Here is a 15,293-nt window from a genome sequence, read left to right on the forward strand (position 1 = left end):
GAAGCCTCTGTGGGAGCGAGCCTGCTCGCGATGGCTGCCTGGAAAGCGACACGGATCTCCAATCAGCCGTATGGAAGCTCGTTATGCGTTGTCTGTTGTTCGCCTGTCTGTTGCTTGGCTCATTCCCTTCGTTTGCCCTGGATCGCTTCCAGGTCGAAGGCTACACCCTGCGCAACGGTTTGCAGTTGGTGCTCAAGCCCGCCCCTGAGCGCGGCCACGTGGCGATCCGGTTGGTGGTCGGGGTAGGCCTGGATGATTTCGGTTGCGCCGATAAAGAACTGCCACACCTGCTCGAACACCTGCTGTTCAGCGGCATCGACGCCAGCGGTGAAGGCGGCCTGGAGGAGCGCATGCAGGCGCTGGGTGGCGAGTGGAATGCTTTCACCAGCAACGCCGACACCACCTTTGTGATCGAGGCCCCGGCGAAAAACCAGCGCAAGGTGCTCGATCTGCTGCTGGCGTTGCTGACGCAGACTCATTTCGACGACGACGCCATCCACGCCGCCAAGCAAGTGGTCGAGCGTGAAGATGGTGGCCACTACACCCACCTGCAACGCTGGCTGGATCGCCAGGACCTGGGCAATACCGCCAGCAAACAACTGGCCGTGGAACTGGGCCTCAAATGCCCTGAGCGTGCGCAAGTCCATCACCTGACCCGCGAACAGCTGGAGAACGTGCGCAAGGGCTGGTACGCGCCCAACAACATGACGCTGATTGTCGTCGGCGACCTCGACCGCTTGCTGCCGGCCTATCTGGATCGGGCTTATGGCGCGTTGACCGCCATCGACCCGACAGAGCACCCGCCCCTGCCACAAATCCAGGCCAGCGCGGCCCATGAGCGCAACCTGATTCGCGGCTTCGTCGGTGGTGGGGCCAAGCTGCACTGGCTGGTTCCGGAGCCGGTGCTGGACAATCAGCACGACGAAACCTTCGACCTGCTCAAGGACTATCTGGACTGGGCACTCTATCGCCAACTGCGCCTGGCGCACAGCTTGTCCTATGGTCCCTGGGCCGAGCGTGAGGTGTTTGGCGGCGTTGGCTTCATGAGCCTGAATGCCGACCTGGATCGCGACGACGTGGCCGAAGCGCAAGAGGTGCTGGATGAGCTGAAGGCCGGTTTGCTCAAGGATGGTCTCAACGCCGAGACCTTCAATCGCCTCAAACAGGCCGCCATCGCCCGCCAGTCGTGGGCCGTTCAAGGCAACAGCGCCCTGGCCGATTACTACTGGAGTTCCTTGGGAGACTATGCAGACGGCCGTTTCGCCAACCCGGTCAGGGAATTGCAAGCCGTCACGCTGGCGCAAGCGAACAAGGCCATGCGCGAATTGCTCTTGCAACCGGGCTATGTGCGGATCGAAAAACCGTTGGTGAGTTATGACCAATTGATGTGGATGATCGCCGGGTTGTCGGGATTGTTGCTGCTGAGCCTGGCGGCGTGGCGTTTTCATCGCAGAAAGTAAGCACTTTCGCTGATGAGGCGGTAACCTGTCAGGGATTTTTCCTACGACTAATGTGAACCGCCGAATGCCGACCCTGACCCTCTTCGTCCAGCGCATCCTCGAGCTGATGAAGCGTTACCCCGGGGTCATCGCGGCCGGTGGCTTTATCTCCGGAATCGGCAGCTTCATTCTGGTGGATCGCCAGCAGGGTCTGGCGAGCTGGATCACCACCATCATGCTGATCAGCTGGGTCTGGCTAATGCTGGAAAACAGCCTGACCAAGCTGTTCACCAGAATCTTCAAGCGGGAAATTCCCCAGCCTCTTCTGCGTTATGCGACGCAGATGATTCACCAGGAAAGCCTGTTCTTCGTCCTGCCGTTCTTTTTCATCACCACGACGTGGAACAGCGGCCAGTTTTTCTTCACCGGGCTGTTGGGTATCGCGGCGCTGATTTCCATCATCGACCCGCTCTACTACAAGTGGCTGGCACCCCGGCGCTGGGCGTTCCTGGCGCTGCACACCCTGACCCTGTTCGCCGCCCTCCTCACCGCATTGCCGGTGATCATGCACCTGACCACCTCGCAAAGCTTCAAATGGGCACTGGGCATCGCCGTGCTGTTGTCGTTCCCCAGCCTCGCGTCGATCTTTCCGATCCGCACCGTGCGCAATGCCCTGGCGATCCTGAGTATTACCGTGGGTATCGGCGGTGTCGGCTGGGTACTGCGTTCGTGGGTACCGCCCGCGACCCTGTGGATGACCGACGTGGCCATCAGCACGCAGATGCAGGATCGCACCCCCGGCGCCAGCCTCGAAGAAGTCAGCGCCGAGCAGATTCGCGGCGGTGGCCTCTATGCCTACACGGCGATCAATGCGCCACGCGGACTGGACGAGCGGATTTATCACGTCTGGCAATTCAACGGCAAAGAGGTCGATCGCATCCCTCTCGATATTCACGGTGGACGCAAGGAAGGCTACCGGGCCTGGACTCACAAGCAGAATTTTCCTGGCAATCCGGCAGGCAAATGGCAGGTGCGGGTGTTGACCGAAGACGGCCAATTGATCGGTGTGCTGCGCTTCAAGGTATTGGACAGCACACCGGTCAAAGAAAAGTGAGTGAGTTCGTGTTATTACATAGCTCTGCGTAATAGCCGAAAAAGCACGGAGCTTATGACAAGCAGCACAGTGGCCGGCAATGCCCAATTGGACACCTCGCACTCCCCGCCTCAGATTCGGGTGACGGGAGACTGGACGCTTGCCCATTACGCCGACCTCAAGCACCTGAGTGAAAAGCTCGAAGGCCAGTACGACGACAGCACCCATATCGACCTCAATGGCCTCGGGGCCCTTGATACGGCCGGCGCCTCGCTGCTGGTGGAACTGTTGGGTTCCGAGCGCCTGGGTCGATCCGCCGAACATCCCGATTGCACCCTCTCCACTGCCGACCGCGCGTTGTTGCAAACCGTCTATCAGTCGATGACGGATTTCTGCGTGCCGCTCAAGGAGCCGGAAATCAGCGTCGGCATTCAATTGCTGACCCGCATCGGCCGCGCGGTGGACGCGGTCTGGCAGGACACCCTGCAATTGTTGGGGTTCGTCGGCCTGATTCTGGAAACCATCGTGCGTGGTCTGTTTCGCCCCAGCCGCTGGCGCATCACGCCGATGGTGGCGCACATCGAACAGACCGGTCTCGACGCCGCGCCCATCGTTGCACTGCTGACTTTTCTGGTGGGCGCCGTGGTGGCCTTTCTCGGGGCGACGGTGCTGACCACGTTCGGCGCCAGTGTGTTCACGGTGGACCTGGTGGCGTTTGCCTTCTTGCGCGAATTCGGCGTGCTGCTGACCGCAATCCTGATGGCCGGGCGCACCGCCAGTGCGTTCACCGCGCAGATCGGCTCGATGAAGGCCAACGAGGAAATCGACGCCATTCGCACCCTGGGTCTCGACCCGATCGAGTTGCTGGTGGTGCCGAGGGTCCTGGCGTTGCTGGTCGCCTTGCCAATGCTGACCTTTCTGGCGATGGTCTCGGGGATTATCGGTGGCGGTGTCGTCTGCGCGGTAGCGCTGGATATTTCGCCGGCGATGTTTCTGTCGTTGCTGCAGTCGGACATCGGCGTCCAGCACTTTCTGGTGGGGATCGTCAAAGCGCCGATCTTCGCGTTTCTCATTGCAGCGATCGGTTGCCTGGAAGGCTTTAAAGTCAGCGGCAGTGCGGAGTCCGTCGGCGCTCACACCACGTCCAGCGTGGTGCAGTCGATTTTCGTGGTGATCGTGCTCGATGCCGTGGCCGCACTGTTTTTCATGGAGATGAGTTGGTGAGTCGTTTACCCCGAGCGCCCGCCGAGGCGGTGATCGAAGTCCGTGGGCTGTGCAATCGTTTCGGTAGCCAGAGCGTGCACGAAAACCTCGATCTGGATCTGTACAAGGGCGAGATCCTGGCCGTGGTCGGTGGTTCCGGCAGCGGTAAGTCCGTGCTGCTGCGCAGCATCGTCGGTTTGCGCCAGCCCAGCGAGGGCGTGGTGAAAGTCTTCGGTAAAAACCTGCCGACCCTGCCTGAGCACGAGCGCTCCCTGATCGAACGGCGCTTTGGAGTGCTGTTCCAGAAAGGCGCCCTGTTCTCTTCGTTGACGGTGACCGAGAACGTCGCCCTGCCCCTGATCGAACACGCGGGATTGAGCCGTGACGATGCCGAGCACTTGGCGGCGGTAAAACTGGCCCTGGCTGGCTTGCCGCTGTCGGCGGCGGACAAGTACCCCGCGTCCCTGTCCGGCGGCATGATCAAGCGTGCGGCACTGGCACGGGCCTTGGCGCTGGACCCGGACATCCTGTTTCTCGACGAGCCCACCGCCGGTCTCGATCCGATTGGTGCCGCCGCCTTCGATCAACTGATCCTGACCCTGCGCGATGCCTTGGGCCTTAGCGTGTTCCTGGTGACCCACGACCTCGACACGCTCTACACCATCACCGACCGCGTGGCGGTGCTGGCGCAGAAGAAAGTGCTGGTGGCCGATGCCATTGATGTCGTCTCGGAAACCGACGATGCATGGATTCACGAATACTTCCATGGCCCTCGCGGCCGCGCGGCGCTGACGGCCGCTCAACAGCTCAACGAGGTCTGACATGGAAACCCGAGCCCATCATGTATTGATCGGCCTGTTCACCGTGATTGTGGTGACAGGCGCCCTGCTCTTTGGCCTTTGGCTGGCCAAGTCCAGTGTCGACACCGAGTTCAAGGACTACGAGGTTGTGTTCAACGAGGCGGTCAGTGGTCTATCCAAGGGCAGCCCGGTGCAGTACAGCGGGATCAAGGTCGGCGATGTCGTGCTGCTGCGGCTGGACCCGAAAGACCCGCGTCGGGTGCTGGCCAGGATTCGTCTGGGTGGCGACACACCGATCAAGGAAGATACCCAGGCCAAGCTGGCGCTGACCGGGGTCACCGGAACATCGATCATCCAGCTCAGCGGCGGTACGCCCCAGAGCCCGCCACTCAAGGGCAAGGACGGCAAACTGCCGACCATTGTCGCTTCGCCCTCGCCCATCGCCCGATTGCTCAATGACAGCAACGACCTCATGGCCGGGGTGAACATGCTGATGCACAACGCCAACCTGATGTTTTCCACGGAAAACATCGAGCGTATCAGTAAGACCCTGGAACATCTTGAAGTCACCACCGGCACCATCGCCGACCAGCGTGGCGATATCCGCCAGGCCATGCAGCAACTGGCGGCGGTCGGCAAACAGGCCAGCACCATGATGGAACAGACGTCGACGCTGATGCGCAGCGCCAACGGCTTGCTCAATGATCAGGGCAAGCAGATGTTCGGCAGCGCCGAACAAGCCATGAAATCCCTGGAACAGAGCAGCGCGACGATCAACAAGCTGCTCAGCACCAATCAGGACTCGTTGAACAGCGGCATGCAGGGCCTCAATGGCCTGGCGCCGGCAATACGCGAGCTGCGGGAAACCCTGACCTCGTTGCGCTCCATCTCCCAGCGCCTTGAGGCCAACCCCAGCGGTTACCTGCTGGGCAGTGACAAGAACAAGGAGTTCACCCCATGAAGCTGTCTACCCTCGCCCTCCTCACCAGCTTCACGTTGATCAGCGCCTGCTCGATCCTGCCCAAGCCCGAACCCTTCGATCTCTATCGATTGCCTTCGGCGCAAAGCAGTGTGGCGCCTGCTCACGCCACGCCGCAGCGCTGGTCGTTGCGCCTGAACAAACCCCAGGCCAGTGAAGCGTTGAACAGCCCCAACATCGCCGTCATCCCCCAAGGCGACGTGATCAGCAGCTATAAGGGCGCACGTTGGAGCGACCCAGCGCCGGTGCTGATGCGCAATCGCCTGCTCGATGGTTTCCAGCGTGATGGCCGGGTGACGCTGCTGAGCACCGATGACAGCAACTTCCAGGCGGACCTGGAACTGGGTGGCAGCTTGCAGGCGTTTCAGACCGAATATCAGGGTACAAACGCCGGCGTGATCGTGCGCCTGGACGCCTTGCTGGTGCGTGGTTATGACCAGCGCATCCTCGCCAGCAAGCGTTTTGAAGTTCGCCAGCCTTTGAGTGATGTGAAGGTGCCGGCGGTGGTGGCCGGATTTGGCCAGGCCAGCGATCAACTGACGACGCAGGTGGTGGCGTGGGCGGTTGAGCAAGGGCAAAAAGTCGCACCGCCCCCAAGGCCATGAACCTGGCGCAAAACCCCTGTAGGAGCGAGCATGCTCGCGATGGACGCCAAAGCAACGCTGGTTAGCAGACACCCCGCGTTATCGTTGACGTTTTTCGCGAGCATGCTCGCTCCTACAGGGGATTGTGGTTAGCCGAAGAACCAGTAGCAGACCCCGATGGCGCCCAGTACACCGGCCAATTCCGCCAGTAACGCACACCCCACCGCATGCCGCGCTCGCTGGATGCCCACTGCGCCGAAGTACACCGCCAGCACATAGAACGTGGTTTCTGTACTGCCCTGAACCGTCGCCGCCACCAGTGCCGGGAAGCTGTCCACACCCGATGTTTTCATCGTTTCGATCAGCATCGCCCGGGCGGCGCTGCCGGAGAAGGGTTTGACCATCGCCGTTGGCAGCGCATCGACGAAGCGCGTGTCCCAGCCGGCCCATTCCACCAGGTGACGAATCCCGTCCAGGCCGAAATCCAGGGCGCCGGACGCCCGTAACACGCCTACGGCGCACAGCATCGCCACCAGATATGGCAGTAGGTTCTTCGCCACGTCAAAGCCTTCCTTGGCGCCTTCGACGAACGCTTCGTAGACCTTGACCTTGCGCAACGCGCCAATCACCAGAAACAGCATGATCAAGCCAAATAGCGTCAAGTTGCCGAGGATCGAAGACAAACCCGCCAGTGCGGTCGCTGACATCGTTCCCAGAAGCGCCATGAAACCGCCGAGGGCGAGGGCGCCGGGAATCAGGTACGCCAACACCACCGGGTCCCAGACGCGCAGGCGTTGCATGAAGGCTACGGCCAGGAAACCGACAATGGTCGAGCAACTGGTGGCGAGCAGGATCGGCAGGAACACCAGTGTCGGGTCGGGCGCACCTTGCTGCGCGCGGTACATGAAGATCGTCACCGGCAGCAGGGTCAGGGAGGAGGCGTTGAGCACCAGGAACAGGATCTGCGCGTTACTGGCAATCGTATCGCTGGGATTGAGCTCCTGCAGCGCCTTCATGGCCTTGAGGCCGATGGGCGTGGCGGCGTTGTCCAGGCCCAGGCCGTTGGCGGCGAAGTTCAGGGTGATGAGACCGATGGCGGGGTGGCCAGGCGGGACTTCCGGCATCAGGCGCAAGAACAGCGGCCCGAGGGCCTTGGCCAGCCATTCGACGATCCCGGCCTTCTCGGCGATCCGCAGAAAGCCCAACCACAGGGTGAGGGTACCGAACAGCAGGACCATGACTTCGACGGACAACTTGGCCATGGCGAAGATGCTTTCCACCATCGCCGCGAAGATCCCGGCGTTGCCGCCGATCAACCATTGCGCCAGCGCCGACACGGCAGCCACGATGAAGAAGCCAAGCCACAGGCCATTAAGCATCAGTCAAATCCCCCAAAAGATGCGCGAATGATAGCGGGGTGGCCAGAAACGACAAACCCCGGATTTCTCCGGGGTTTGTCTGGTATTACATTAGTTGCTGGAGGTTTCACCCGCTGGCAGCTTTTCCTTGCTGCGCCAGTGCGGCAGGGAGTTCCAGTAGCGCTGGCCCTTGGCGTCGTCGTACATGCCTTCCCAACGAGCGATGACCAGCACGGCCAGGGCATTGCCGATCACGTTCAGAGCGGTACGTGCCATGTCCATGACACGGTCGACACCGGCGATGAATGCCAGGCCTTCGAGCGGGATGCCGACGCTGCCCAGGGTAGCGAGCAGGACTACGAAGGACACGCCAGGTACACCGGCGATGCCCTTGGAGGTGACCATCAGGGTCAGCACCAGCAGCAATTGCTGGCTGATCGACAGATCGATGCCATAGAGCTGGGCAATGAAGATGGCCGCAATGCTCTGGTACAGGGTCGAACCGTCCAGGTTGAACGAGTAACCGGTTGGCACGACGAAGCTGCAAACGGCTTTGGGCGCGCCATAGGCTTCCATTTTTTCGATCACACGCGGCAGCACGGTTTCGGAGCTGGCGGTGGAGTAGGCCAGTACCAGCTCATCCTTGAAGATGCGCATCAGCTTGAGCACCGAGAAGCCGAACAGTCGAGCGATCAGGCCCAGCACCACGAAGGCGAAGAAGGCGATGGCGAAGTAAACCAGGATGACCAGTTTTGCCAGTGGCAGCAGGGAAGCGAAGCCGAAGTTGGCCACGGTCACCGCGATCAGTGCGAATACGCCGATCGGTGCGTAGTTCATGATCATGTGGGTGACCTTGAACATGCTTTCCGAAACGCCCTGGAACATCTTCACCAGCGGTTCGCGCAGGTCCGCCTGCAAGCTCGACAAACCGAGGCCGAACAGCACAGAGAAGAAAATGATCGGCAGCATTTCGCCGCGAGCCATGGCCGCGAAGATATTCGACGGGATCAGGTTGAGGATGGTTTCGATGAACGCATGTTCATGCTGAACCTCAGCAGCTGTTGCCTGGTACTTGGAAATGTCCACAGTGCCCAGGGTGCTCATGTCGATACCGGCACCTGGATGGAACAGGTTGGCCAGCAGCAGACCCACCACAATGGCGATGGTGGTGACGATCTCGAAGTAGATGATGGTCTTGAGGCCGATGCGCCCAAGTTTCTTGGCGTCACCGACGCCAGCAATGCCGACGATCAGGGAAGATATGACGATCGGAATTACGATCATCTTGATCAGACGGATAAAGATATCGCCTGCCGGTTGCAGGACGTTGCTGATCCACCAGGCTTTTTCGGCACTGAAATGGTTGAGCAGCGCACCGATTGCAATCCCCAATACCAGACCGATGAGGATCTGCCAGGCGAGGCTAAGCTTTGCCTTCTTCATATCTTTACCCTTACTTCAGTTTGACTCGGGCAGATGCATGAACGGCCTCGCTTGTGGCGAAAACGTCAGAGCACTTGCCCCCGTATAAGGAGCCCCGGAGCGCTTGTTAATGGCTCTCTGGCAGGCGAAAAAAGGCGCAACTATTCCGATGCAAGGAAGCGACGTCTAATGCCGTAAACGCCTACCCTATGCCGAATCGGCATGAGGTTTTTTGAGTGAAACGCGCGTCCCAACCGGTTCGAATACGACATATTGGCAGGCATAAGTGCCGTGAACCGGCCATCACAGAGCAGATTGTATGTTTTTTGAACAGCGGGGAAGGGTGTCAAAATGATTGGAATTCAGCAGATCTGCGCAGAGATATGAGCGCAAAAGAAAGGCGATTTTTCTCGATGTACGGTCGCTCATGACGCCCTTGGGGACTTTTCCCGCAGGTGCTGCAACCTTCAAGCACTACGCAAGCTCGTCGAACCCAACTCGGCCGGCGAACTTGCGTGGCAGCTTTACCTGACCCGGCCCTTGCGCAGGCACTCCCTGTACCCGTAGGTCACTCCGCCCCTGAAGCAGGCAGAACGTCCCGACCCCTTGGTCATGCGCCTTTCCTTCCTCAGGTGGCGCAGTGGGAAAGAAGCGATGTGCTTCTTTCGCGTCTTGAACTTTGTTCAGCCACGACCGCGACGGCTAAAGAAGAAAGATGCAATGAACATCACCAGGAACACGACAAAGAGAATCTTGGCGATACCCGTGGCGGTGCCCGCGATACCACCGAAGCCCAGGACGGCGGCGACAATGGCAATGATCAGGAACGTGATTGCCCAGCTCAACATGATGATTCTCCTTACGCTTCTATTAAGAGGTGTTGCTATCCCGGCGCGTCGAGCGCACCAAGTTGATGTGCTCAGAACACCCAGCGTTCCTGACGGGGCATCTCATTGGCCGGTTGCGCCTGGTCGACGTCCATCATTCTCATCGGGGTGTTATCTACCAAACCGCTGCCTGCCGCGCTGAAATGGGTTTGGGTCGGATGCTCAAACGAAATGCGCGGGGCTTCTGGCTGCTGACTCTGTTCCCATAGAAGAAACTGTTGACCGGCGATCAAGGTGATCACCAGTGCAAGTACCGCAAACAGGCCTTGCTGAACATGCAGTGGCGAGAAATGCAATTGGGCGGCAAGTTGGCAATTCATCCTGAAGCTCCTCCCACGCTGGGGAAATCAGACTGAGGGCATTTGTTTCTTGCCCTGCGTTAATCAGGTTATTGCAGCCTGCATGCCAGCTTTTTTTATTAAAAAAAACCTTTAAAAACAACAAGTTATGTTTGTCGTGTGAATGTGAGTCGACGCATCCTGCACGATGAGCCCTCGTCCGGTCGTGCGTAATGCACGACTCTTGGCAAACACATCGCAATCTTTTTGAATTGAGAGGAGGGCGCGGCTGTCAGAAATGGACGCAAGGCATCTCTGATAAAGGGGTTTTGCGTTCCAGTAAGCTAATTTCGGGCGTTGCAGCGAGGGGACAGGAGTTAGCTACCCTGCTAAGGCAGGAATGGATCAGAATAAACCATGCAACTTGCCCGATTTTTCCGGGACTAACCAAGATCATTCTTTAAGGAGCGTAGGAAAATGGAATCCGCCACTGAGCATCAAGGCCGCATTCTTCTGGTAGATGATGAGTCTGCCATCCTGCGAACCTTCCGCTATTGCCTTGAAGATGAAGGCTACAGCGTTGCGACCGCTAACAGCGCTGCGCAAGCTGAAGCCTTGCTGCAACGTCAAGTTTTCGACCTGTGCTTCCTCGATTTGCGCCTGGGGGAGGACAACGGTCTGGACGTTCTGGCACAGATGCGCATCCAGGCCCCATGGATGCGCGTGGTGATCGTCACCGCGCATTCGGCCGTAGACACCGCCGTTGATGCGATTCAGGCGGGTGCCGCGGATTATCTGGTCAAGCCGTGCAGCCCCGATCAATTGCGCTTGGCCACGGCCAAACAGCTGGAAGTGCGGCAATTGTCGGCTCGTCTGGAGGCTCTGGAAGGTGAGATGCGTAAACCCAAGGAAGGTCTGGACTCTCACAGCCCGGCCATGAAGGTCGTGCTCGAGACCGCCCGCCAGGTGGCCAATACCGATGCCAACATCCTGATCCTTGGGGAGTCCGGCACCGGTAAAGGCGAGTTGTCCCAGGCGATTCACGGCTGGAGCAAGCGCTCGAAAAAATCCTGTATCACCATCAACTGTCCGTCGCTGACGGCCGAGCTCATGGAAAGCGAGTTATTCGGCCACAGCCGGGGTGCATTTACCGGTGCCAGTGAAAGCACCTTGGGGCGCGTTAACCAAGCTGATGGCGGAACCTTGTTTCTCGACGAAATCGGTGATTTTCCCTTGGTTTTGCAACCAAAGTTGCTGCGCTTCATTCAAGACAAGGAATACGAGCGGGTGGGTGACCCCGTCACGCGCCGGGCCGATGTGCGCATTCTTGCGGCCACCAACCAGAACCTGGAAGACATGGTCCGCGACGGGCGCTTCCGCGAGGACCTGTTGTATCGGCTCAATGTCATTACGTTGCACCTGCCACCTCTGCGCGAACGCCGGGAAGACATTCTCAACCTCGCAGACCGGTTTCTGGCCCGTTTCGTCAAGGAATATGCACGTCCGGCACGGGGTTTCAGCGACGAAGCCCGTGAAGCGCTCCTGGGTTACCGCTGGCCGGGGAACATTCGCGAGCTGCGTAACGTAGTGGAGCGTGCGAGCATTATTTGCCCGCAGGAGCGGGTCGAGATCAGCCACTTGGGCATGGCCGAAGCGCCGATCAACAACGCACCGCGTATTGGTGCGCCGTTAAGCCTGGATGAGCTGGAAAAGGCCCATATCGGTGCCGTCCTTGCCACCGCAGGCACGCTGGATCAAGCCGCCAAGACCTTGGGAATCGATGCGTCGACGCTGTACCGCAAGCGCAAGCAGTACAACCTGTGAGTTCGCGGCGATGAAACCGGCGATGAAGTTGCAGACCCGGCTTTTCCTCAGCATTTCTGCACTGATCACTGTCGCACTGCTTGGGCTACTGCTCGGTCTTGTCAGTGTGCTGCAGATGGCTGGGAGCCAGGAAGCGTTGGTGCGCAACAACTTCGTCACTCTGGACCTGGGGCTCAAATTGCGACAGACGCTGGGTGATCAACTGCTCATCATGCTCAGTGAAAAAAGCGATCCCGCCGCCCTCGAGGCGTCCAAGCAGCGTTACCTTGAGTTGCTGGAGGAAGGCATTGCCCAGGAACCCTCAGATGAAACCCACGGCTTCAAAAAGGCCAAGGCCGATTATTTGAGCTTTATGGGTGCGTATGAAGTGTCCGCTGACCCGACGCGCGTACTCAGTGGCAACGATGAGCTGACCGAAAAATTCAATCTATTGCGCAATGGCTTGATCACGGAGCACAAGCGGGCGCTGGATGACATCAGCACTGTCGAACGCAAAGCCCGTGAGCGTGCACTGCTGATCGCCGGGCTGCTTGGCCTGGTTGGGCTGGCGGTGTTGATCATCGGCTTCATTACCGCACACGCCATCGCCCGGCGATTCGGTGAGCCCATCGAGGCTCTGGCGCAGGCAGCGGATCGTATTGGCCAGGGTGATTTCGACGTCACGCTGCCGGTGTCTTCGGCCGTGGAGCTGAATCAGCTGACCCGGCGCTTCGGGATCATGGCGGAGGCGTTGCGTGAACATCAGGCCACTAACGTCGATGAGTTGCTGGCGGGACAGCAGCGTTTGCAAGCGGTGCTCGACGGTATCGACGATGGCTTGCTGATGATTGATCGCCAGGGGCATCTGGAGCACCTTAACCCTGTAGCGCAGCGCCAGTTAGGCTGGGACTCCGATCGGCTCGGGCGAGGCTTGGGTGAGGCGCTTGAGCATCCCGAACTCGATGAGCAACTGCAGCTGGTACTGCGTGGCGGTACGCTGGAACGTATGCCGGATGACCTGAGCATCGAGGTCGATGGCGAGACGCGGTTGCTGACGTATAGCCTGACGCCAGTCATCCACACCCAAGGGCATATTCTCGGTGCAGTGATGGTGCTGCACGATGTGACTGAACAGCGTGCTTTCGAACGAGTGCGTAGCGAGTTCGTCTTGCGCGCCTCCCATGAACTGCGCACGCCCGTGACTGGCATGCACATGGCATTTGGGCTGTTTCGCGAGCGCTCGCATTTTCCACCGGAGTCCCGGGAGGCGGACCTGCTGGACACGGTAAACGAAGAAATGCAGCGGCTGATGCAACTGATCAATGACTTGCTGAATTTCTCCCGTTACCAGAACGGCTTGCAGAAACTCACCCTGGCGCCATGCTCCATCGAGGATTTGCTGGAGCAAGCGCAGATTCGCTTTACCGACGGGGCGCGAGAGAAGGGTGTCGAGCTGTTGGTAGAAGTCCAGGGGCCCTTGCCACGGTTGCAAGCCGATCAGGCGCAACTCGACCGGGTGCTCGACAATCTGATCGATAATGCACTGCGTCATACCGCCACCGGCGGGCGGATACGACTGCAAGCCAGGCGTCATGGGGAGCGGGTCATCATCAGCGTCGAAGATAACGGTGAAGGCATCGCCTATGGCCAACAGGGCCGGATCTTCGAGCCGTTTGTCCAGGTCGGCCGCAAGAAAGGCGGGGCCGGCCTCGGTTTGGCGTTGTGCAAGGAAATTGTGCAGCTGCATGGAGGACGAATGGGTGTTTACTCGAGACCGGGGCAGGGGACTCAGTTTTATATGACGTTGACGGTGTAAGCGCTTTTTACGCTTCGTCATCCAGGCGTCGACCGGCCAGTCGGCGGCCTCGGGTTATCAGCTCAATGAACTGCACCGCACTTAATGCATGGGCAAACAGCCAACCCTGGCCGAATCTCACCCCCTCACTGCTGAGGAGCGCCGCCTGGGCTTCATGTTCGATGCCTTCGGCAATCACCTTCAAATGCAGAGACTGGGCCATGTGAATAATATGCGGCGCAACACCGCTGCTCGCTGCGTCATGGCCCAGCGCATCGATGAACGCTTTGTCGATTTTCAGGCAATCCACCGGCAGGGTCTGCAGATACGCGAGACTGCAGTAGCCGGTGCCAAAGTCATCGATCAGTACCTGGTGCCCGACATCCCGCAAGGCTTGCAGGTTTTCCCGGGCCACCACCACATCGATCAATCCGCGTTCGGTGACTTCAAAGGCAATCTGCTTGGCCGCGACCCGGTGCAGGGTCAGCAAGCGAGCCATCACTTGGCCGATCCGCGGGATCATGACATCGCAGGCCGCCAGGTTGACCGAGATGTACAACTGCGGGTTGGCCCGCAGCAGTTGCCCCAGTTGCTCAAGCAGGCGTTGCAGGACAAAGTCGGTCATCTGGCGGATTTGCCCGGTGTTCTCTGCCATCGGGATAAACAGGTCGGGACTGGTCAGGGTGCCGTCCGGCCTTCGCCAGCGCAGCAAGGCTTCGGCCCCGACGCAGTTGCGGCTGTCGAGGTCAAAGATCGGCTGATAGAGCACCTGCAACTCACCTCGGCGGATGGCTCCCGTCAGCTCTGCGTCAAGTGACTGGCGCTGGCGCACCAGCAAAAACACCAGGAAACCTACGCAAAGAGCCAATAGCAGACAGGCAGGCAGCAACCACCACCACACGGGCGGTATATGGGTGCCACTGCGCGGGCTGATCAGCACCAGTTGGTATTCCGGGTTGTCGGTGGGCATGCGGTAAATCAAGCGTGTCTGGGTGACTTGCAGCGCATCGCGGGTTTTTGGCGGCCATTGGCTCGGTGGCCAGGCTTGCGAGACGCCCAGTACCGGAATTGCCCGGGTGCCATGGTCAAGTACCACCAGCAGGCTGCTTCCCGGCGAAAGGTCGACCATGTCGGTCAAATGGCCGCGAGATGTCGCAACCCGGAAATTGCCGCGTCCGAGCATCAGCGCGGCACGGTTTTCATCGGGTTCGGTGGTGGTATTCAACCAGTAACTGTAGGTGGGGCCCTTGATGTCCGGTGGGCGTATCAATGACAAACCTTCCTGGCGCGGACGGTTGGAACAGATTCGCGAGGCGTCCATGTAGGCTGCCTCATAGACGAAGCGATAGTTGAAGGTGACCTGCTGCAAAGTCGCGATCATGTCGTCATCGCAGCTACGCAACGGCTGGGCTTCCAGGTCGTCAAGGCTTTCACGCAACTGCCCGAACAGTTGCTCCAGACGAGCGAGAAAACGTTCACCCTGGGCGTTCATTTCCCAGCTTTCGTTTTGCTCAACCTGGTGAATGGCAACGAAGTAACTGCCGGCCATCATCAACGTAGCGCTCAAGACAGCAGCCAGCATCGCCAGAAACCAAGGGCGATAGAACCAGCTGCGAAGTGTCTCTCGAGCAACAGTCATTATGTAATATCCG

Annotated in this window: 13 protein-coding genes; 8 read left to right on the top strand and 5 right to left on the bottom strand. The window is 59.4% G+C overall.

The genetic code is table 11. From position 1 onward, the window contains the following. Window positions 1–83: 83 nt before the first annotated feature. From PG5_RS15325 to PG5_RS15350, 6 genes are all read left to right on the top strand, one after another. Window positions 84–1,460 (top strand): pitrilysin family protein, encoded by a 1,377-nt coding sequence (locus tag PG5_RS15325; RefSeq protein WP_020798019.1) that lies wholly within the window; start codon window positions 84–86, stop codon window positions 1,458–1,460. Window positions 1,461–1,524: 64 nt separating this feature from the next. Continuing rightward, on the top strand, window positions 1,525–2,553 hold the full coding sequence (locus PG5_RS15330; protein WP_020798020.1) for a DUF5924 family protein: 1,029 nt from the start codon (window positions 1,525–1,527) through the stop codon (window positions 2,551–2,553). Window positions 2,554–2,607: 54 nt separating this feature from the next. After that, entirely contained in the window at window positions 2,608–3,756 is a 1,149-nt protein-coding gene (locus tag PG5_RS15335) for an ABC transporter permease (protein WP_020798021.1), read from the top strand. Beyond that, complete coding sequence (locus PG5_RS15340; RefSeq protein ID WP_020798022.1) at window positions 3,753–4,556, top strand: ABC transporter ATP-binding protein; 804 nt, start codon at window positions 3,753–3,755, stop codon at window positions 4,554–4,556. The genes PG5_RS15335 and PG5_RS15340 overlap by 4 nt, the downstream gene beginning before the upstream one ends. 1 nt (window position 4,557) lies before the next feature. Further along, entirely contained in the window at window positions 4,558–5,496 is a 939-nt protein-coding gene (locus PG5_RS15345) for an MlaD family protein (protein ID WP_020798023.1), read from the top strand. Then, complete coding sequence (locus PG5_RS15350) at window positions 5,493–6,119, top strand: ABC-type transport auxiliary lipoprotein family protein (RefSeq protein WP_020798024.1); 627 nt, start codon at window positions 5,493–5,495, stop codon at window positions 6,117–6,119. The genes PG5_RS15345 and PG5_RS15350 overlap by 4 nt, the downstream gene beginning before the upstream one ends. 128 nt (window positions 6,120–6,247) lie before the next feature. Here PG5_RS15350 and PG5_RS15355 read toward each other — a convergent pair whose 3' ends face one another. From PG5_RS15355 to PG5_RS15370, 4 genes are all read right to left on the bottom strand, one after another. Further along, window positions 6,248–7,477 (bottom strand): nucleoside recognition domain-containing protein, encoded by a 1,230-nt coding sequence (locus PG5_RS15355; protein WP_020798025.1) that lies wholly within the window; start codon window positions 7,475–7,477, stop codon window positions 6,248–6,250. Between the two features lie 90 nt (window positions 7,478–7,567). Next, complete coding sequence (gene gltP / locus PG5_RS15360) at window positions 7,568–8,899, bottom strand: glutamate/aspartate:proton symporter GltP (RefSeq protein WP_020798026.1); 1,332 nt, start codon at window positions 8,897–8,899, stop codon at window positions 7,568–7,570. A gap of 662 nt (window positions 8,900–9,561) precedes the next feature. Beyond that, complete coding sequence (locus PG5_RS33540) at window positions 9,562–9,726, bottom strand: DUF1328 domain-containing protein (RefSeq protein WP_020798027.1); 165 nt, start codon at window positions 9,724–9,726, stop codon at window positions 9,562–9,564. Window positions 9,727–9,797: 71 nt separating this feature from the next. After that, a complete protein-coding gene (locus PG5_RS15370; protein WP_020798028.1) occupies window positions 9,798–10,085 on the bottom strand; it encodes a hypothetical protein in 288 nt (95 codons plus the stop codon). Window positions 10,086–10,520: 435 nt separating this feature from the next. Here PG5_RS15370 and algB point away from each other — a divergent pair, with 435 nt between their 5' ends. Then, the gene (gene algB / locus PG5_RS15375) at window positions 10,521–11,867 is read left to right on the top strand and encodes a sigma-54-dependent response regulator transcription factor AlgB (protein ID WP_020798029.1); all 1,347 of its coding nucleotides are present in this window, start codon (window positions 10,521–10,523) and stop codon (window positions 11,865–11,867) included. 10 nt (window positions 11,868–11,877) lie between these two features. Then, window positions 11,878–13,662, top strand: coding sequence for a KinB sensor domain-containing domain (locus PG5_RS15380; RefSeq protein ID WP_033038841.1), 1,785 nt, complete (start codon window positions 11,878–11,880; stop codon window positions 13,660–13,662). 7 nt (window positions 13,663–13,669) lie between these two features. On the opposite strand, the gene PG5_RS15385 is transcribed toward PG5_RS15380, so the two are convergent. Continuing rightward, entirely contained in the window at window positions 13,670–15,280 is a 1,611-nt protein-coding gene (locus PG5_RS15385; protein WP_020798031.1) for an EAL domain-containing protein, read from the bottom strand. Between the last annotated feature and the right edge of the window lie 13 nt (window positions 15,281–15,293).

The organism is Pseudomonas sp. G5(2012) (genome assembly GCF_000408945.1).
GTDB lineage: Bacteria > Pseudomonadota > Gammaproteobacteria > Pseudomonadales > Pseudomonadaceae > Aquipseudomonas > Aquipseudomonas umsongensis.